General features: G+C 72.5%; 13 protein-coding genes. 9 read left to right on the top strand and 4 right to left on the bottom strand.

Annotated features, from left to right (window positions below):
• Window positions 1–42: 42 nt before the first annotated feature.
• From JIW86_RS34750 to JIW86_RS34760, 3 genes are all read right to left on the bottom strand, one after another.
• Window positions 43–906: a YihY/virulence factor BrkB family protein gene (locus JIW86_RS34750; RefSeq protein WP_257558022.1), complete on the bottom strand. Its 864-nt coding sequence runs from the start codon at window positions 904–906 to the stop codon at window positions 43–45.
• Between the two features lie 71 nt (window positions 907–977).
• The gene (gene paaK / locus JIW86_RS34755; RefSeq protein ID WP_257558023.1) at window positions 978–2,288 is read right to left on the bottom strand and encodes a phenylacetate--CoA ligase PaaK; all 1,311 of its coding nucleotides are present in this window, start codon (window positions 2,286–2,288) and stop codon (window positions 978–980) included.
• A 160-nt stretch (window positions 2,289–2,448) separates the two neighbouring features.
• On the bottom strand, window positions 2,449–4,080 hold the full coding sequence (locus JIW86_RS34760) for an acyl-CoA synthetase (RefSeq protein ID WP_257558024.1): 1,632 nt from the start codon (window positions 4,078–4,080) through the stop codon (window positions 2,449–2,451).
• A gap of 175 nt (window positions 4,081–4,255) precedes the next feature.
• Here JIW86_RS34760 and JIW86_RS34765 point away from each other — a divergent pair, with 175 nt between their 5' ends.
• The 9 genes from JIW86_RS34765 (at window position 4,256) to JIW86_RS34805 (ending at window position 13,737) form a co-directional block, all read left to right on the top strand.
• Window positions 4,256–5,056, top strand: coding sequence for a crotonase/enoyl-CoA hydratase family protein (locus JIW86_RS34765; protein WP_257558025.1), 801 nt, complete (start codon window positions 4,256–4,258; stop codon window positions 5,054–5,056).
• 222 nt (window positions 5,057–5,278) lie between these two features.
• Window positions 5,279–6,241 carry a Zn-ribbon domain-containing OB-fold protein gene (locus JIW86_RS34770; RefSeq protein WP_257558031.1) on the top strand — a complete coding sequence of 321 codons (963 nt, stop codon included), beginning with the start codon at window positions 5,279–5,281 and terminating at the stop codon, window positions 6,239–6,241.
• Complete coding sequence (locus JIW86_RS34775; RefSeq protein ID WP_257558032.1) at window positions 6,241–7,311, top strand: thiolase domain-containing protein; 1,071 nt, start codon at window positions 6,241–6,243, stop codon at window positions 7,309–7,311. The genes JIW86_RS34770 and JIW86_RS34775 overlap by 1 nt, the downstream gene beginning before the upstream one ends.
• On the top strand, window positions 7,308–8,483 hold the full coding sequence (locus JIW86_RS34780) for a thiolase domain-containing protein (protein ID WP_257558033.1): 1,176 nt from the start codon (window positions 7,308–7,310) through the stop codon (window positions 8,481–8,483). Before JIW86_RS34775 ends, JIW86_RS34780 begins: the two co-directional genes overlap by 4 nt.
• 131 nt (window positions 8,484–8,614) lie before the next feature.
• Window positions 8,615–8,842, top strand: a complete 228-nt coding sequence (locus tag JIW86_RS34785; RefSeq protein WP_406368685.1) for a DUF397 domain-containing protein — start codon at window positions 8,615–8,617, stop codon at window positions 8,840–8,842.
• 98 nt (window positions 8,843–8,940) lie between these two features.
• The gene (locus tag JIW86_RS34790) at window positions 8,941–9,348 is read left to right on the top strand and encodes an ACT domain-containing protein (RefSeq protein WP_257558035.1); all 408 of its coding nucleotides are present in this window, start codon (window positions 8,941–8,943) and stop codon (window positions 9,346–9,348) included.
• A 90-nt stretch (window positions 9,349–9,438) separates the two neighbouring features.
• Window positions 9,439–12,342 (top strand): ATP-binding protein, encoded by a 2,904-nt coding sequence (locus JIW86_RS34795; protein WP_257558036.1) that lies wholly within the window; start codon window positions 9,439–9,441, stop codon window positions 12,340–12,342.
• Between the two features lie 34 nt (window positions 12,343–12,376).
• On the top strand, window positions 12,377–13,138 hold the full coding sequence (locus JIW86_RS34800; protein WP_257558037.1) for a maleylpyruvate isomerase family mycothiol-dependent enzyme: 762 nt from the start codon (window positions 12,377–12,379) through the stop codon (window positions 13,136–13,138).
• A gap of 98 nt (window positions 13,139–13,236) precedes the next feature.
• Complete coding sequence (locus tag JIW86_RS34805; RefSeq protein ID WP_073918350.1) at window positions 13,237–13,737, top strand: hypothetical protein; 501 nt, start codon at window positions 13,237–13,239, stop codon at window positions 13,735–13,737.
• Window positions 13,738–13,747: 10 nt separating this feature from the next.
• Here JIW86_RS34805 and kstD read toward each other — a convergent pair whose 3' ends face one another.
• Window positions 13,748–15,541 (bottom strand): 3-oxosteroid 1-dehydrogenase, encoded by a 1,794-nt coding sequence (kstD, locus tag JIW86_RS34810; protein ID WP_322975567.1) that lies wholly within the window; start codon window positions 15,539–15,541, stop codon window positions 13,748–13,750.
• Window positions 15,542–15,733 lie beyond the last annotated feature (192 nt).

A 15,733-nucleotide genomic window follows, 5' to 3' on the forward strand; every position in this document is an offset into this window, starting at 1 on the left:
CCAGTGGTGCCCGTCCATCCTGGCACCGCCGGACCCGCCGGGTCAGCCCCCTCCCGGATCATGAGGGGTGTGCGGAGGGGGGTCGTCCGCGTCCAGGTATCCGCTGTGCCGCAGGCGGCGGAGCGTGAGGTGTTCGTGGAGGATGCGGCCGACGAGGGCTCCGCCGTAGACCACGAAGCCGACGCCGACCAGCCAGGACTGAACGACCAGCAGAGTGCCGAAAGGGCCGTAGGTCACGGCGTTCGAGGCGATCAGCGGGGAGAACACCAGCTGCGAGAAGATGCGCAGCCCAAGCAGCCCGATGCTGGTGGCCACCGCCCCCGGCACCAGGGCCCGCCAGCGGACGCGGCCGCCGAGCAGCAGCCGCTGCGAGCCGACGAAGAACAGGAACGTGCCGAACAGGTCGCCCAGGGTGCCCAGGATCGTGCCGACGGCGTCGTGTGACGGCGCCGGGATCTCGACCAGCAGCGCGAGGTAGCAGACCAGCAGGGCGAGCCAGACGACGTGCCGCCACATGGTGTGCCACCGGGCCGTCGGCAGGTCCCAGACCTTTTCGTAGCCGGTCTGCACGGCGGAGCCGAAGGTCAGACCGAAGACGGCCAGGGCCGCCAGACCGAAGGCGGTGGTCCGCTCCAGCGCCAGGTCCGCCGCGCTGAACAGCATCTCGACCCGGGCCCGCGAGGACTCCGTCACCCCGAGGGCCTGGCCGAGCCAGCGGCCGAAGCCCGAGCCGCTGCCGGGTGAGGCGGCCGCCACGACCACCAGCAGCGGCACCAGGGTGAGGAACCCGAGGGCCGCGAAGCCCATCGCCCGGTGCATCAGCTCCATCTCCCGGCCGCGGCTCCAGGTCAGCCCCACCAGTGAGCCCTGGAGCCGGTCGTAGAGCTGCCGCAAGATCGAGGTCACGCCTCATGCACTACCCGGGAGGCTCCGACGGCTCCCGGGAGCCACCCCGAATTGGGCCCGAAGGGGTGGTTTCAGCCGCCCTGCCGCGTGTCCCGGAGGTCCACCAGCCGTTTGATCTTGCCCACCGAACGCTCGAGGGCCTCCGGCTCGACCACCTCGACCCGGACGGAGACCCCGATCCCCTCCTTGACGGCCCGGACCACGGTGGCGGCCGCGGCCTCCCGCCGGGCGGCGTCCGCCTCCCGGCGCGCCTCCACCCGTACGGTCAGGGCGTCCATCCGGCCCTCCCTCGTCAGCCGCAGCTGGAAGTGCGGAGCCAGACCTTCCGTGCGCAGCAGGATCTCCTCGATCTGGGTGGGATACATGTTCACCCCGCGCAGGATGATCATGTCGTCGCTGCGGCCCGTGACCTTCTCCATCCGGCGGAAGGCGGGACGCGCCGTGCCGGGCAGCAGCCGCGTCAGATCGCGGGTGCGGTAGCGGATCACCGGCATGGCCTCCTTGGTCAGGGAGGTGAACACCAGCTCGCCCGGCTCGCCGTCCGGCAGCACCTCGCCCGTCAGCGGATCGACCACCTCCGGGTAGAAGTGGTCCTCCCATATGTGGAGCCCGTCCTTGCTCGAGGCGAACTCCTGCGCCACGCCCGGGCCCATCACCTCGGACAGGCCGTATATGTCCACCGCGTCGATGCCGAGCCGGTCCTCGATCTCCCGGCGCATCTCCTCGGTCCACGGCTCCGCACCGAAGATCCCCGTGCGGAGCGAGGTGGAGCGCGGATCGATGCCCTGACGCTCCATCTCGTCCAGCAGGGTCAGCATGTACGAGGGGGTCACCATGATGACCTCGGGCCGGAAGTCCTGGATCAGCCGGACCTGGCGGTCGGTCATCCCTCCCGAGGCGGGCACGACCGTACAGCCCAGGCGCTCGGCGCCGTAATGGGCGCCGAGGCCGCCCGTGAACAGTCCGTAGCCATAGGCGATGTGGACGACCTGGCCGGCTCTGCCGCCCGCGGCGCGTATGGACCGGGCCACGACATCCGCCCACGTGGACAGATCCCGCTCGGTGTACCCGACGACCGTGGGACGCCCGGTGGTGCCGCTGGAGGCGTGGATCCGGCGCACCTCGGAGCGAGGCACGGCGAACATCCCGAAGGGGTACTGGTCGCGCAGATCGGTCTTGGTGGTGAAGGGGAACAGGGAGAGGTCGGCGAGGGTGCGGCAGTCGTCGGGATGCACCCCGGCCTTGTCGAACGCCTGCCGGTAGAAGGGCACCCCGTCGTAGACGCGGTGCAGGGTCGCGCGCAGCCGCGCCAGCTGGAGGGCGGCCAGCTCGTCGCCGCCCAGCCGCTCGCCTTCGTCGTGGAGATCCGCGTATGCCGCCATGCCGTCACCTCGTCGTGAGTCGCCCGACCGATCATTCGGTAGATTGCCAGTGAACTGCCGGGTAAGGCAATGACTCGAACGAGTGATCGTCTGATGTGCGGCTCAAACGCCGGCGGGCTGGATCGCCCTGTGGGCAGTCCAGCCCCGCCGTGGGGTTCGGCTAGGCGGGGGCGTCCGCCTCCGTTGCCACGGTCTTGGCCCAGCGGTAGTCCGCCTTGCCGCTCGGGGAGCGTTGGATGGCGGGTGTGATGACCAGCTGGCGGGGGATCTTGTAGCCCGCCAGGCGGGTGCGGCAGTGGCTCTGGATCTCGTCCAGGGTCGGCTCCGCCGCTCCCGCCCGGATCTGGACCACCGCCGCCACGTGGTTGCCCCACGTCGGATCCGGGACGCCCGCCACGAGCGCGTCGTACACGTCCGGGTGCGACTTCAGCGCCTGCTCGACCTCCTCCGGATAGACCTTCTCGCCACCCGTGTTGATGCACTGCGAGCCGCGCCCCAGCACCGTCACGATGCCCTGTTCGTCGACGGTCGCCATGTCGCCGAGCAGCACCCAGCGCTCCGTGCCCTTCTGGAAGAAGGTCTCGGCGGTCTTGGCCTGGTCGTTGTAGTAGCCGAGCGGCACGTGGCCGCGCTGCGCCAGCCGCCCCGGTTCGCCCACCGCCACAGGCTCGTGCGTCACCGGATCCACGACCTGCGTACGGTCGTTGACCTCGAGACGGAAACCCTTCTCCGGGCCGGAGTCGTCGGTCGCCCGCCCGTTGGACCCGGACTCCGAGGATCCGAAGTTGTTCAGGAGCAGCACGTTCGGCACGAGCCGCTGGAACTCGGCGCGCACCGTCTCCGACATGATCGCGCCGGACGAGGAGACGCTGAAGAGGGAAGACAGGTCGGTGCCCTTCAGCGGGCCGTTCAGGGCGTCGATGAGCGGCCTCAGCATCGCGTCGCCCACCAGCGACACGCTGGAGACCTTCTCCTTCTCGATCGTCCGGAGCACCTCCTCGGGCGCGTACTTGCGGTGGATGACCACCCGCTGGCCGTAGTTGAAGGCGATGAACGAGGTCAGCGTGGACGTCCCGTGCATCAGCGGGGGAGCCGGGAAGAAGGTCAGGCCCGCGCCGCGCGCCGCGACCCGCTCGGCCAGTTCCTCGGGCCGCTTCACCGGTTCGCCCGACGGCTCGCCGCCGAAGAGCCCGGCGAAGAAGAGGTCCTCCGCCCGCCACATGACGCCCTTGGGCATACCGGTCGTGCCGCCGGTGTAGATGATGAACAGGTCGTCGGCGCTGCGGGGCGGGAAGCCGCGTCCGGGTGAGCCGGCCGCCTCGGCGTCCGGGTACGCGACCGGCGCGATCGCGGGCTCCGGAGCCCCCTCGGGAACCGTTCCGACCCGGATCAGGTGGCGGAGCTTCGTGGTCTGCGGCAGCGCGGCCGCGACCCGCTCGGTGAACTCGCCCTCGAAGACCAGCGCGGCGAGGTCGGCGTCGTTGTAGAGGTAGACCAGCTCCTCCTCCACGTACCGGTAGTTCACGTTCACCGGAACCAGCCGGGCCTTCAGGCAGGCCAGCACGGTCTGCAGGTACTCGATCCCGTTGTAGAGGTGCAGGCCCAGGTGCTCGCCGGGCTTCAGCCCGCTGTCCAGCAGGTGGTGCGCGATCCGGTTCGCCGCCGAGTCCAGCTCCGCGTACGTGAGGCGGCGCTCGGCGCCGGTCCCGGGGTGGTCCACGTACACGAGGGCCTCGCGGTCCGGAACCACGTCCACGACCGACTCGAACAGGTCGGCAAGGTTGTACTCCACCGTTCCTCCTGACCCTGGAATGTCCATGGCTGGTCTGCTCCGGCGGTCATTAGAGCCCCGCCGACCGCAAGTGGGAAGGGAGTCGCCCAAGAAAACTGACTGTGTGTCAGAAAACTATTGAACTGCACCCGCACCTACTGCAACCTGTTCTAGGTCTTGAGACGGGAGGACGGCAATGGGTGGGACAGAACACCTGACCGTGGAACGGCACGGCGCCACGCTGGTGCTCACCATGAACAGGCCCGAGGCGAAGAACGCGCTCTCGCTGCCGCTGCTGGTGGGGCTGTACGACGGGTGGCTGGAGGCGGACGCCGACGACACGATCCGCTCCGTGATCCTGACCGGCGCGGGCGGTGACTTCTGCGCCGGCATGGATCTCAAGGCACTGGCCGGAAAGGGGATGGCGGGCGACCAGTACCGGGACCGCCTCAAGGCCGACCCGGACCTGCACTGGAAGGCCATGCTCCGCCACCACCGGCCGCGCAAGCCGGTCATCGCCGCCGTGGAGGGGTACTGCGTGGCTGGCGGGACCGAGATCCTCCAGGGCACGGACATCCGGGTCGCGGGCGCCGGGGCCACCTTCGGGCTCTTCGAGGTCAAGCGGGGGCTCTTCCCGATCGGCGGCTCGACGGTGCGGCTGCCGCGCCAGATTCCGCGTACGCACGCCCTGGAGATGCTGCTGACCGGGCGGCCGTACTCCGCCGGGGAGGCCGCGCGGATCGGGCTGGTGGGGCGGGTGGTGCCGGACGGGACGGCGCTGGAGGCGGCGCTGGAGATCGCGGGGCGGATCAACGAGTGCGGGCCGCTTGCCGTGGAGGCCGTGAAGGCCTCGGTCTACGAGACCGCCGGGCTGACGGAGTCGGAGGGGCTGGCCTCCGAACTCCTTCGGGGGTGGCCGATCTTCGATACGGCCGATGCCAAGGAGGGGGCGCGGGCCTTTGCCGAGAAGCGGCCCGCGGTGTATCGGCGGGAGTAGCCGCCCCCTCCCCCCGGCCCGGGCCGGCCCCGCCCGGCGTCGCGTCTGTGCGCTGTGCGGTGCGGCGCCGTTGCCGGGGCGCTGCCCCGGACCCCGCGCCTCAAACGCCGGCGGGGCTTCAAGATCGGGGCTCCGCCCCGCGCCCTGCGCCTCAAACGCCGGCGGGGCTGGATGTGGTCCCGCGCCCCGAATGTGCCCCGAACCGAGTAAGGAGAGTCACCTGTGACAGCCCCCGCGTCCCCGCCCGAGGTGCTCCGTGCGCCGCTCGTCGTCGAGTTTCCCTTCACCCGGTCCCTCGGGCCCGTTCAGTCCGCGTTCCTCACCGGGCTGCGCGAAGGTGTCGTGCTCGGGGTGAAGACCTCCGACGGGACCGTGATGGTGCCGCCCGTCGAGTACGACCCCCGCACCGCCGAGGAGATACGCGAGCTCGTCGAGGTCGCCGCCACCGGCACCGTCACCACCTGGGCCTGGAACGGCAGGCCCCGGCCGAACCAGCCCCTGGACACCCCCTTCGCCTGGGTACTGGTCAAGCTCGACGGCGCCGACACCGCCCTCCTCCACGCCCTCGACGCCCCCGGCCCCGAATCCGTGCGCACCGGAATGCGGGTGCGCGTGCGGTGGGCCGCCGAGCGCACCGGGGCGATCACCGACATCGCCTGTTTCGAGCCCCATGACGGCCCCGCCGCCGGGCAGGCCGCCCCGCACGACGGGAACTTCGCGGAGCCCGTCACCGGCATCGTCGCCGAAGCCCGCCTGGACTACTCGTACAGTCCTGGCCGCGCCCAGACCGCCTACATCAGCGGCCTCTCCGAGCAGAAGACCATCGGCGAGCGCTGCCCCTCCTGCCACAAGGTGTACGTCCCGCCGCGCGGCGCCTGCCCCACCTGCGGGGTCGCCACCACCGACCAGGTCGAGGTCGGCCCGGCCGGCACCGTCACCACCTACTGCATCGTCAACATCAAGGCGCGGAACCTTGACATCGAAGTCCCGTACGTCTACGCCCACATCGCCCTCGACGGCGCCGGCCTCGCCCTCCACGGCCGGATCGGCGGGATCCCGTACGACGAGGTCCGCATGGGCCTGCGCGTCGAACCCGTGTGGACCGAAGGCGGCCGCTACCCCGACCACTACCGCCCCACCGGCGAGCCGGACGCGGACTACGACGCGTACAAGGAGCTCATCTGATGCCCCGACCGACGGTCCGATACGCCCGTGACGTCGCCGTCGTCGCCTTCGCCCAGAGCGACCACCTGCGCCGCACCGACGAACTCAGCGAAGTCGAGATGGTCATGCCGGTCCTGCACCAGGTGCTGGCCCAGACCGGCCTGAAGGCCGGCGAGATCGGCTTCACCTGCTCCGGCTCCAGCGACTACCTGGCCGGCCGGGCCTTCTCCTTCACCATGACCCTCGACGGGGTGGGCGCCTGGCCGCCGATCTCCGAATCGCACGTCGAGATGGACGGCGCCTGGGCCCTCTACGAAGCCTGGGTCAAGATCCAGACCGGCGAGGCCGACACCGCGCTCGTCTACTCGTACGGGAAGTCCTCGCCCGGTTCGGTACGCGACGTACTGACGCGCCAGCTCGACCCCTACTACCTCGCTCCGCTCTGGCCCGACTCCGTGGCCCTGGCCGCCCTCCAGGCCCAGGCCCTGATCGACGCGGGCGAGACGGACGAGCCCGCGCTGGCCGCCATCGGCGCCCGCAGCCGTGCGGCCGCCGAGGCCAACCCGCACGCACAGCTGAGCGGTTCGGTGCCCCAGGGCGACTATCAGGTCCGCCCGCTGCGCACCGGGGACTGCCCGCCCATCGGCGACGGCGCGGCCGCCGTGATCCTCGCCGCCGGGGACACCGCCCGGCGCCTGTGCGCGCGCCCCGCCTGGATCACCGGCATCGATCACCGCATCGAGGCCCACGCCCTGGGCCTGCGCGACCTCACCGACTCCCCGTCCACCCGGATCGCGGCCGAGCGCGCCGGGGTCTTCGAAGCCCCGCTGGACACGGCGGAACTGCACGCGCCGTTCTCCTCCCAGGAAGTGGTGCTCCGCAAGGTGCTCGGGCTCGGCGACGGAGTCGCCGTCAACCCGTCCGGCGGGGCGCTCGCCGCCAACCCGGTCATGGCCGCCGGCCTGATCCGGATCGGCGAGGCGGCCGCCCGGATCCACCGCGGCGAGTCCGACCGGGCCGTCGCCCACGCCACCTCCGGCCCCTGCCTCCAGCAGAACCTGGTCGCCGTCCTGGAAGGGGACCCCGCATGAGCAAGACGGCCAAGGAGCCGGTGGCGATCGTCGGGATCGGCCAGACCAAGCACGTCGCCGCCCGCCACGACGTCTCCATCGCCGGACTGGTCCGGGAGGCCGCGGCGCGCGCCCTCGCGGACGCCGAGCTGACCTGGGCGGACATCGACGCGGTCGTCATCGGCAAGGCCCCCGACTTCTTCGAGGGCGTGATGATGCCGGAGCTGTACCTGGCGGACGCGCTCGGCGCGGTCGGCAAGCCCATGCTGCGCGTGCACACCGCCGGTTCGGTCGGCGGGTCCACGGCGCTCGTCGCCTCCAACCTCGTCGCGGCCCGAGTCCACCGGACCGTTCTCACCCTCGCCTTCGAGAAGCAGTCCGAATCCAACGCCATGTGGGGCCTCTCGCTCCCCGTCCCCTTCCAGCAGCCGCTGCTCGCGGGCGCGGGCGGATTCTTCGCCCCGCACGTGCGCGCGTACATGCGCCGCACCGGCGCCCCCGACACGGTGGGCTCGCTGGTGGCGTACAAGGACCGGCGCAACGCGCTGAAGAACCCGTACGCGCACCTGCACGAGCACGACATCACCCTGGAGAAGGTCCAGGCCTCGCCGATGCTGTGGGACCCGATCCGGTACTCCGAGACCTGCCCCTCCTCGGACGGTGCCTGCGCGATGATCCTCACCGACCGGGCGGGCGCGGCCCGTTCGCCGAAGCCGCCCGCCTGGGTGCACGGCGGAGCGATGCGCAGCGAGCCCACCCTCTTCGCGGGCAAGGACTTCGTCTCCCCGCAGGCCGGCAAGGACTGCGCCGCCGACGTCTACCGGCAGGCGGGGATCACCGACCCGCGCCGGGAGATCGACGCGGTGGAGATGTACGTGCCGTTCTCCTGGTACGAGCCGATGTGGCTGGAGAACCTCGGTTTCGCGGCGGAGGGCGAGGGCTGGAAGCTCACCGAGGCCGGGGTCACCGAACTCGACGGGGACCTTCCGGTCAATCCCTCGGGCGGGGTCCTGTCCACCAACCCGATCGGCGCCTCCGGCATGATCCGCTTCGCGGAGGCGGCCCTCCAGGTCCGCGGCCAGGCCGGGGAACACCAGGTCCCGGGGGCCCGCCGGGCCCTGGGGCACGCGTACGGCGGCGGCGCGCAGTTCTTCGCGATGTGGCTGGTGGGGGCCGAGCCGCCGGCCGCCTGACCGAACGGATCGCGCGGGCGGAGTGCCGGACCGGTCACGGGTGACTCACCGTGGCCTGTGCGGCACCCGCCGCGATGGCTAACCTGGCCCCCGGACGACGTACCGGGAGGAGCACGCACGTGGCCGAGAGCATGACTTCACAGCCCCTGGCCGGCTGGGACAAGCCGGACCTCGATCTCACCGAGGCGCAGTGGCGGTCGAGCAGCCGGGGAGCGGGTGACGTTCAGATCGCCTTCGTCGAGGGCTTCGTCGCCATGCGCAACAGCGAGCGCCCCGAAAGCCCTTCGCTGATCTTCGCGCCGGACGAGTGGAACAAATTCGTGCTGAACGCGCGGGGCGGGGAGTTCGACCTGACGTAACGGGCAGCCGTACGCGCCGTACAAGCCGTGCACGCCGCACCACCGGGGCCGCGAGCCGTCGCCCCGGCGGTGCGGCGGCCCGTGGGTAGGGTGGCCGCATGAGCGGAGAGAGCGACCTGCGGAAACTGCTGAGCGGCATGCGGCCCGAACTGAACGAGGGCCGGTACGTGTTCTGCACCGTCCCCGGTTCCGCCGTGCCGCCGGGGACCGCCCCCGTCGCCACCGTCCTGGAGCCCGAGGGCCTCACCCTGGTCCTGCGCCAGGAGGACGCCGACGCCGCCGGCCTCGCCTACGACTACACGGCCGGCTGGATCACCCTGCGGATCCACTCCGCCCTCGACGCCGTCGGCCTCACCGCCGCCTTCGCCACCGAACTCGGCGCACACGGTCTGAGCTGCAACGTCATCGCCGGCTACCACCACGACCACCTCTTCGTGGCCGCCGACCGGGCCGCCGAGGCCGTCGCCGTCCTGGAGGACCTCGCGACGCGTTCCGCCCAGGACTGAATCTTTCCGACCGCTTTCCCGACGACAGGCTTCCTCCCCATGTGCGCGGGCGTACGCTGATCGCCTGAACAGGCCTGGGGGGTACCAGCCATGACGGACCGTCCGACCCGTCTGAACCACAGACGGCGCACCGTGATCGAACGCGAGGCCGAGCTCTCCCTCGTCGACGAAGCCCTGGAACAGCTCGCCGGGCCCTCGCCGGACACGGGCGGCGCGCTGCTCGCCCTCTCCGGCGCCGCCGGCCTCGGCAAGACCACCCTCCTCGCCGAACTGCGCCGCCGCGCCCACGCCCGCTCCTGCACCGTCCTCGCCGCCCGCGGCGGCGAACAGGAGCAGAGCCAGCCCTTCCACGTCGCCCGCCAGCTCATCCAGCCCCACCTGGCCGGCACCTCCGAACGGGAACTGCGCGCCGCCCTCGGCAGCTGGTACTCCATCGTCGGCCCGGCCCTCGGACTCTGCGCACCCGAACAGGGCGCCCCGCCCGACCCCCAGGGCCTGCGCGACGGACTCGACTGGGTCCTCACCCACCTCGTCGTCCAGCGCGCACCCGTCACCCTCGTCCTCGACGACGCGCACTGGGCCGACCCCGAGTCCCTCGGCTGGCTCGCCGCCTTCGCCCCGCGCGCCGAGCACCTCCCGCTGCTCCTCGTCGTCGCCTACCGCCCCGACGAACTGCCCGCCCACGCCGACGCCTTCCGTACCCTGCCCGGCCGGGCGGGACAGCGCCCGCTGCACCTCGCGCCGCTCACCGCACCCGCCGTCGCCGCCCTGATCCGCGAGGCGGTCGGCGACCACGCCGACGACGCCTTCTGCCAGGAGGCGTGGGCCGTCACCACCGGCAACCCCTTCGAGGCCGTCGAACTCACCGCCAAGGTCCGGGACAAGGGCCTGGCCCCGGTCGAGGCCAGCGCCCCGCTGCTGCGCGACCTCGCCGCCGCCCAGCGCGGCAGCGGGCTCGTCGCCCGCCTCGAACGCCTCGGACCGTCCACCGTCCGCTTCGCGTGGGCCTGCGCCGTCCTCGGCACCGCCATCCCCCGGGAGCTCGCCGCCCGGGTTGCCGCCCTCGGCACCGAAGAGGCCGTGGACGCCACCACGCGGCTGCGGGACGCCCGCATCCTGTCGGCCGCGACGACGGAAGACCCCGACGCCGGGCTGGAGTTCGTCCACCCGCTCATCGCCACCGCCATCTACCGCGCCATCCCCGACGCCCTGCGCGTCGCCCTCCACGGCAAGGCCGCCGCAGCGGTCGTCGACGCCGGACTCGGCCCCTCCGCTGCCGCCCGCCACCTGCTCGAGACCCACCCCGAGAACGACCCGTGGGTGGTACGCACCCTGCGCGAGGCCGCCGGCGAGAACCTCCGGGCAGGCGCCCCCGAGGCCGCCCGCCGCCAGCTCGCCCGCGCACTGCGCGAACCCCCGGACTTCGACGAACGCGCGGCCGTCCTCTACGAACTCGGCTGCGCCTCCCTGCTCACCGAGCCCGCCAACACCGTCAACCACCTCCGCGCCGCCCTTGCCGAACCCGTCGACGACCCCGCGCTGCGCCAGGGCATCGTCATACGGCTCGCCCAGGTGCTGGCGCACAGCGACCGCCTCGCCGACGCCTCACAAGCACTCGCGCGGGAGATCCCGTACACCCAGGACGTCCGCGCCCGGCTGCGCCTGCAGTCCGAGCAGTTCATGTGGGACGCCTTCAACGCCGCCGAGCCCGATTCCCCGGCCCGCTCCCGGCGCCTCGCCCGGCTCGCCGACCGGCTGACCGGGCGCGACCTCACCGAGCGGTACGTCATCGGGCTGCGTGCCTGGGACGCCTGCCTGCGCGGAGAGCCCGTGGACGTGGTCCTGCACCACGCCGGGCGGGTGCTGGAGCGGAACTTCAGCTGGGCCCACGAGGACCGCGGCTTCGAGGTCCCCGTGCTCGTGGCCATGGCCCACATGTACGCCGACCGGCCGGGACGGGCGGAGGAGCTGTTCGAGGCGGGCACCGCCGAGTTCGAGCGGCAGGGCTGGCGCGGGGCGCACCTCTCCTTCGCGTACAGCCTGCGCGCGTACATCCGCTACCGGCGCGGGCGGCTCGCCGAGGCCGAGGAACTGGCCAGGGCCGGGCTGCAGCTCGCCGAGCGCGTGGGCCGCGGTACGCCCGTGCACTGGTACACCATCGCCATCCTCATCACGACGCTGCTCGCCCGGGGACGGACCGACGAGGCATGGGAGCTGGCTCGGGAGCACGAGTTCGGCAGGCCCTTCCCGTCGGCGGTGGTCTTCCCCGACTCACAGACCGTCTACGCCGAACTTCTCCTGGCCCGGGGCGGCGCGAAGGCAGCGGCCGCGGAACTGGAGGAGGTGGACCGGCGGTTGACCCCGCGCGGCATCCAGAACCCGGCGTGGTGCCCCTGGCAGCTGCACCTGGCCCGGGCCGTGTCCGGGGACGATCCGGACCGGGCACGCGCACTGGCCGCCGACGCCGTCCGGCGGGCCCGCGCCTTCGGCGCCCCCTCGGGCATCGGCCAGGCCCTGCGCGTGGCGGCGGAGGTCGCGGCGCCCGAGGACCGGGCCGGACTCCTGCGGGAGGCGGTCGCCCTGCTCTCGGAGTCGCCGGCGGGGTACGAACTGGCCCGCGCCCTGGCGGCGCTCGGCACCGAGCTGCGGGACACGGAACTGCTGGCCCAGGCCGTGGTGACGGCACGGGAATGCGGTGCGGACGGCTTGGCGGAGGAGACGACGTCGACCCTGCTGGGGCTGGGCGTTGGCGTGCCGAGCGGTTCGTCCCGGGAGGACGGACCGACGGAGGAGGAACTCCGGGCGGCGGAGCGCGCCGTGCGGGCCGACGGCTCCGGCGCACCGGGTGCCGATGCGGGTGCGGGTGGCGATGCGGATGAGGCTCCGGCCTGGCCCGGTGCGGTCCGGGACCTGTCCGCGGCCTGCCGCAAGCTGGGCACCGACCGCTCCGGCCTGCCGGCCGCCCTGGAGGCGTTCGCCCGTAGCGCAAGGTGAGAGGTCCGGGCGTCCGGTGGGCAGGGTGAACCGTATGGATCACAGCGACCGGATCTCCTGTTTCCAGAGCGAGGCGGCGGCATTCGAGAAGGCCGTCCGCCGCGCCCTCGACCCGGGTGAGCCCGAACCGGCGGTCCCCTCGTGCCCCGGCTGGTCGGTGTCCGACCTGGTCGTGCACCTGGGGGGAGTCCACCGCTACCTCGCGCACGTCCTGCGCGAGCGGCTCACCACCCCGCCGGACCCCGCCGGCCTCTCCCTCCCGGAGCCGCCGGCCGACCCGGAGGGCCTGACGCAGTGGTTCGCGCAGGGTGCGCGGGAGCTGGTGGACCTCTTGAAGGAGCTGGGTCCGGACACCCCGGTGTGGACCTGGGCGCCGGAGCAGAGCTCGGGATTCTGGCTGCGGATGCAGGTGATCGAGCTGGCGGTCCACCGCTGGGACGCGGAATCCGCCACGGGCGTCCCCGGCCCCCTCGACCCGGACCTGGCGGCGGACGCCGTGAGCCAGACCTTCGAGGTGATGGCCCCGGCCCGCCGCTCCTGGCGGGCGGCGCCCGCCGGCAAGAGGGAGAGGTACCGCTTCCGGCGCACCGACGGCCCGGAGTCCTGGACGGTCGTCTTCTCCGCGGACGAGATCCTGCTGGAGCCCGGCTCCACCGCCCCGGTGGACGTCGAAGCGGCCGGCTCCGCCTCGGCCCTCGCCCTCTTCCTGTGGGGCCGCCTCACCGCCCCCGCCCTGAAGATCACCGGCGACGCCATCCTGCTCCCGCACTGGTTCACCCTGGTCCCGCCGGTCTGACGGGCCCGGGCGCGGCGGCGGCCGGGGAGGGCGCGGGGAGGGAGGCCGGATGAGGGCCCCGGGCCGGAAAACTTCGCCCGGCCACGTACCATGGCGGCATGTCCTTCCTCCGCCGCCACCGCGCCGCCACACCCGCCGGCCCGGACTTCGACGTCCTGGCCATGGACCCGGGGGACTGGCCGGGCAATCTCGGGGCCGGGCTGCTGCCCGCGCCCGACGGCAGCTGCCAGGGTGTCTTCCTCCGCTACGACCTGTTCGGCGGACGCGGCCCCGCGATGATCATCGGAAACCTGCCCGAGGGTTCCCCCGCCCGGGACCTCTCCGACGGACAGGTCCCCTTCGAGGTCGCCCAGCTCCTCGACGCCCTGGAGAACGACGAGGACGTCGAGGTCACCGGCGCCGAGGACTGCCCCGTCATGCAGGGCGACAACCTCCTCATCGTCCGGAAGATCAAGCTGTCGGAGTCCCGCATCTCCTGCGTCCAGTTCGACCGCAGCGACAACGTGCTGGTCACCATCGCCAGCTGGGACCGCCCGATCACCGATGACCTCTACGCCCTCCTGAAGCCGCTCCCCGCCGAGCTCTTCCAGCAGGGCTGATGCCGCTCGATCACGCGTCCGCGATGTCGTTCGCCGCCACGTAGCCGAACGTCATCGCGGGTCCGATCGTGGACCCGGCCCCCGCGTAGCTGTGGCCCATCACCGCCGCGCTCGCGTTGCCCGCCGCGTACAGTCCCCGGATCACCGAGCCGTCCGCCCGCAGCGCCCGCGCCCGCGCGTCCGTGACGATGCCGCCCTTCGTGCCGAGGTCACCCGGCACGATCTTGAACGCGTAGAACGGCGGCGCCCAGACCGGCGCCAGGCACGAGTTCGGGTGCACTCCCGGGTCCGTGTAGTAGTGGTCGTACGCCGTGTCGCCCCGGTGGAAGTCGGAGTCCGTCCCGTTCCACGCCTGCGCGTTGAACCGGCTCAGCGTCGCCCGCAGCGCCGCCGCGGGAACCCCGATCTGGCCGGCCAGCGCGTCCCAGGTCCACGCCTTCTTCGCCGCCCCCGCCTCGTACCAGGAGTCCGGGAACACGATCGTCGGCAGGATGTCCTTGAACAGGTACTTGTTGCGGTAGTTCTGATCCACGATCAGCCACGCCGGGATGTGCGACCCCGCCGCGCCCCGGTCCTTCTCGTACATCACGTGCACCACATCGCTGTACGGCGCCGCCTCGTTGACGAACCGCGCGCCGTTGCCGTTCACGATCAGCCCGCCCGGCAGGGTCCGTTCGGCGAGGCAGAAGTACGGCTCCCCGGGCAGCGGGATCGACGGGCCCCACCACGCGTCGTCCATCAGGGCCAGCGCCGCCCCCGCGCGCTGTCCCGCCCGGATCCCGTCGCCCGTGTTCTCCTTCGCGCCGACCGTCCACTGCGTGCCGGCCGGCTGCTGCTGGTACTGCGCCCTCATCTCCGCGTTGTGCTCGAAGCCGCCCGAACCGACGACCACCCCGCGCCGGGCCCGTACGGTGCCCCGCACGCCCTCCTTCTCCACCACCACGCCGGTGACCGCACCGCCTTCCTGGACCAGGTCCACCAGCGGACTGTTCAACCACACCGGCACCCCCGCCCGCTGGAGCCCCGCGCGCAGTCCGGCCGCCAGGGCCTGGCCCATCGTCAGCGGCTTCTGCCCGAGCAGCGCCGCCTTCGTGCCGCGCGCCAGGCACTCCGTGGACACGGCGAGACCCTTGGCGTTCACCGCCGCCAGGTTGAGCCACTTGTAGTCCTGGCTGAAGACCACCATCCCGGCGGGCACCGGCATGTACGCCGGGTTCAGACGGGCCAGTTCGGAGCCCAGGATGTTCCCATCGATCTGGTCCGGCTCGATGGACCGGCCGTTCGGCAGCCCGCCCGGCAGGGTGGGGTAGTAGTCGCTGTACCCGTCCATGAAGCGGAACCTGAGCGGGCTGTTGGCCATCACGAAGTCCAGCATCCGCGGACCGTTGGCGAGGAAGGCGGCCTGCCGGTCGGCCGGCACCTCGGGTCCGACGACGGCCGCCAGGTACGTCGCCGCCTTCTGCGGGGTGTCCGGCACCCCCGCCCCCAGGATCACGGAGTTGTTCGGCAGCCAGATCCCGGCCCCGGAGCGTGCTGCGGACCCGCCGAAGGTGGGCGCCTTCTCGACCACCAGCACGCTCAGCCCCCGCTTGGCGGCGGTGAGCGCGGCGGTCATACCGGCGGCCCCGGACCCGACCACGACGACGTCGTACTCGCCGAGCGGGGGACCGTCCTGGGCCCCGTCCGCCCGTGCCGCGGCGGCCGGCAGCACGGTGGCGGCGAGCACCCCGGCGCCGGTCCCGGCGAGGACCGTACGTCTGGACGGGGAGGCTCCGGGGGAGGTGCGTGAAGCGCTTGCGGACATGGGCAGGCTCCAGCGGTGTGGGGAGGAGGGGAGTACTCAGCATGTCTGATGCTGAGTCAGAAAAGGTGTTCGGGGGATCATGTGATGTCAAGGCATCCGGCGCCGCCGCCTCGCTTCCAGGGCGTACGCACCGCACACGAGCGAAGTCCCGTGGCGGTGGGGGCCACGGGACTTCGCGTACGGGGGTGCGGG

This window comes from Streptomyces sp. NBC_00162, from assembly GCF_024611995.1.
Taxonomy (GTDB): domain Bacteria; phylum Actinomycetota; class Actinomycetes; order Streptomycetales; family Streptomycetaceae; genus Streptomyces.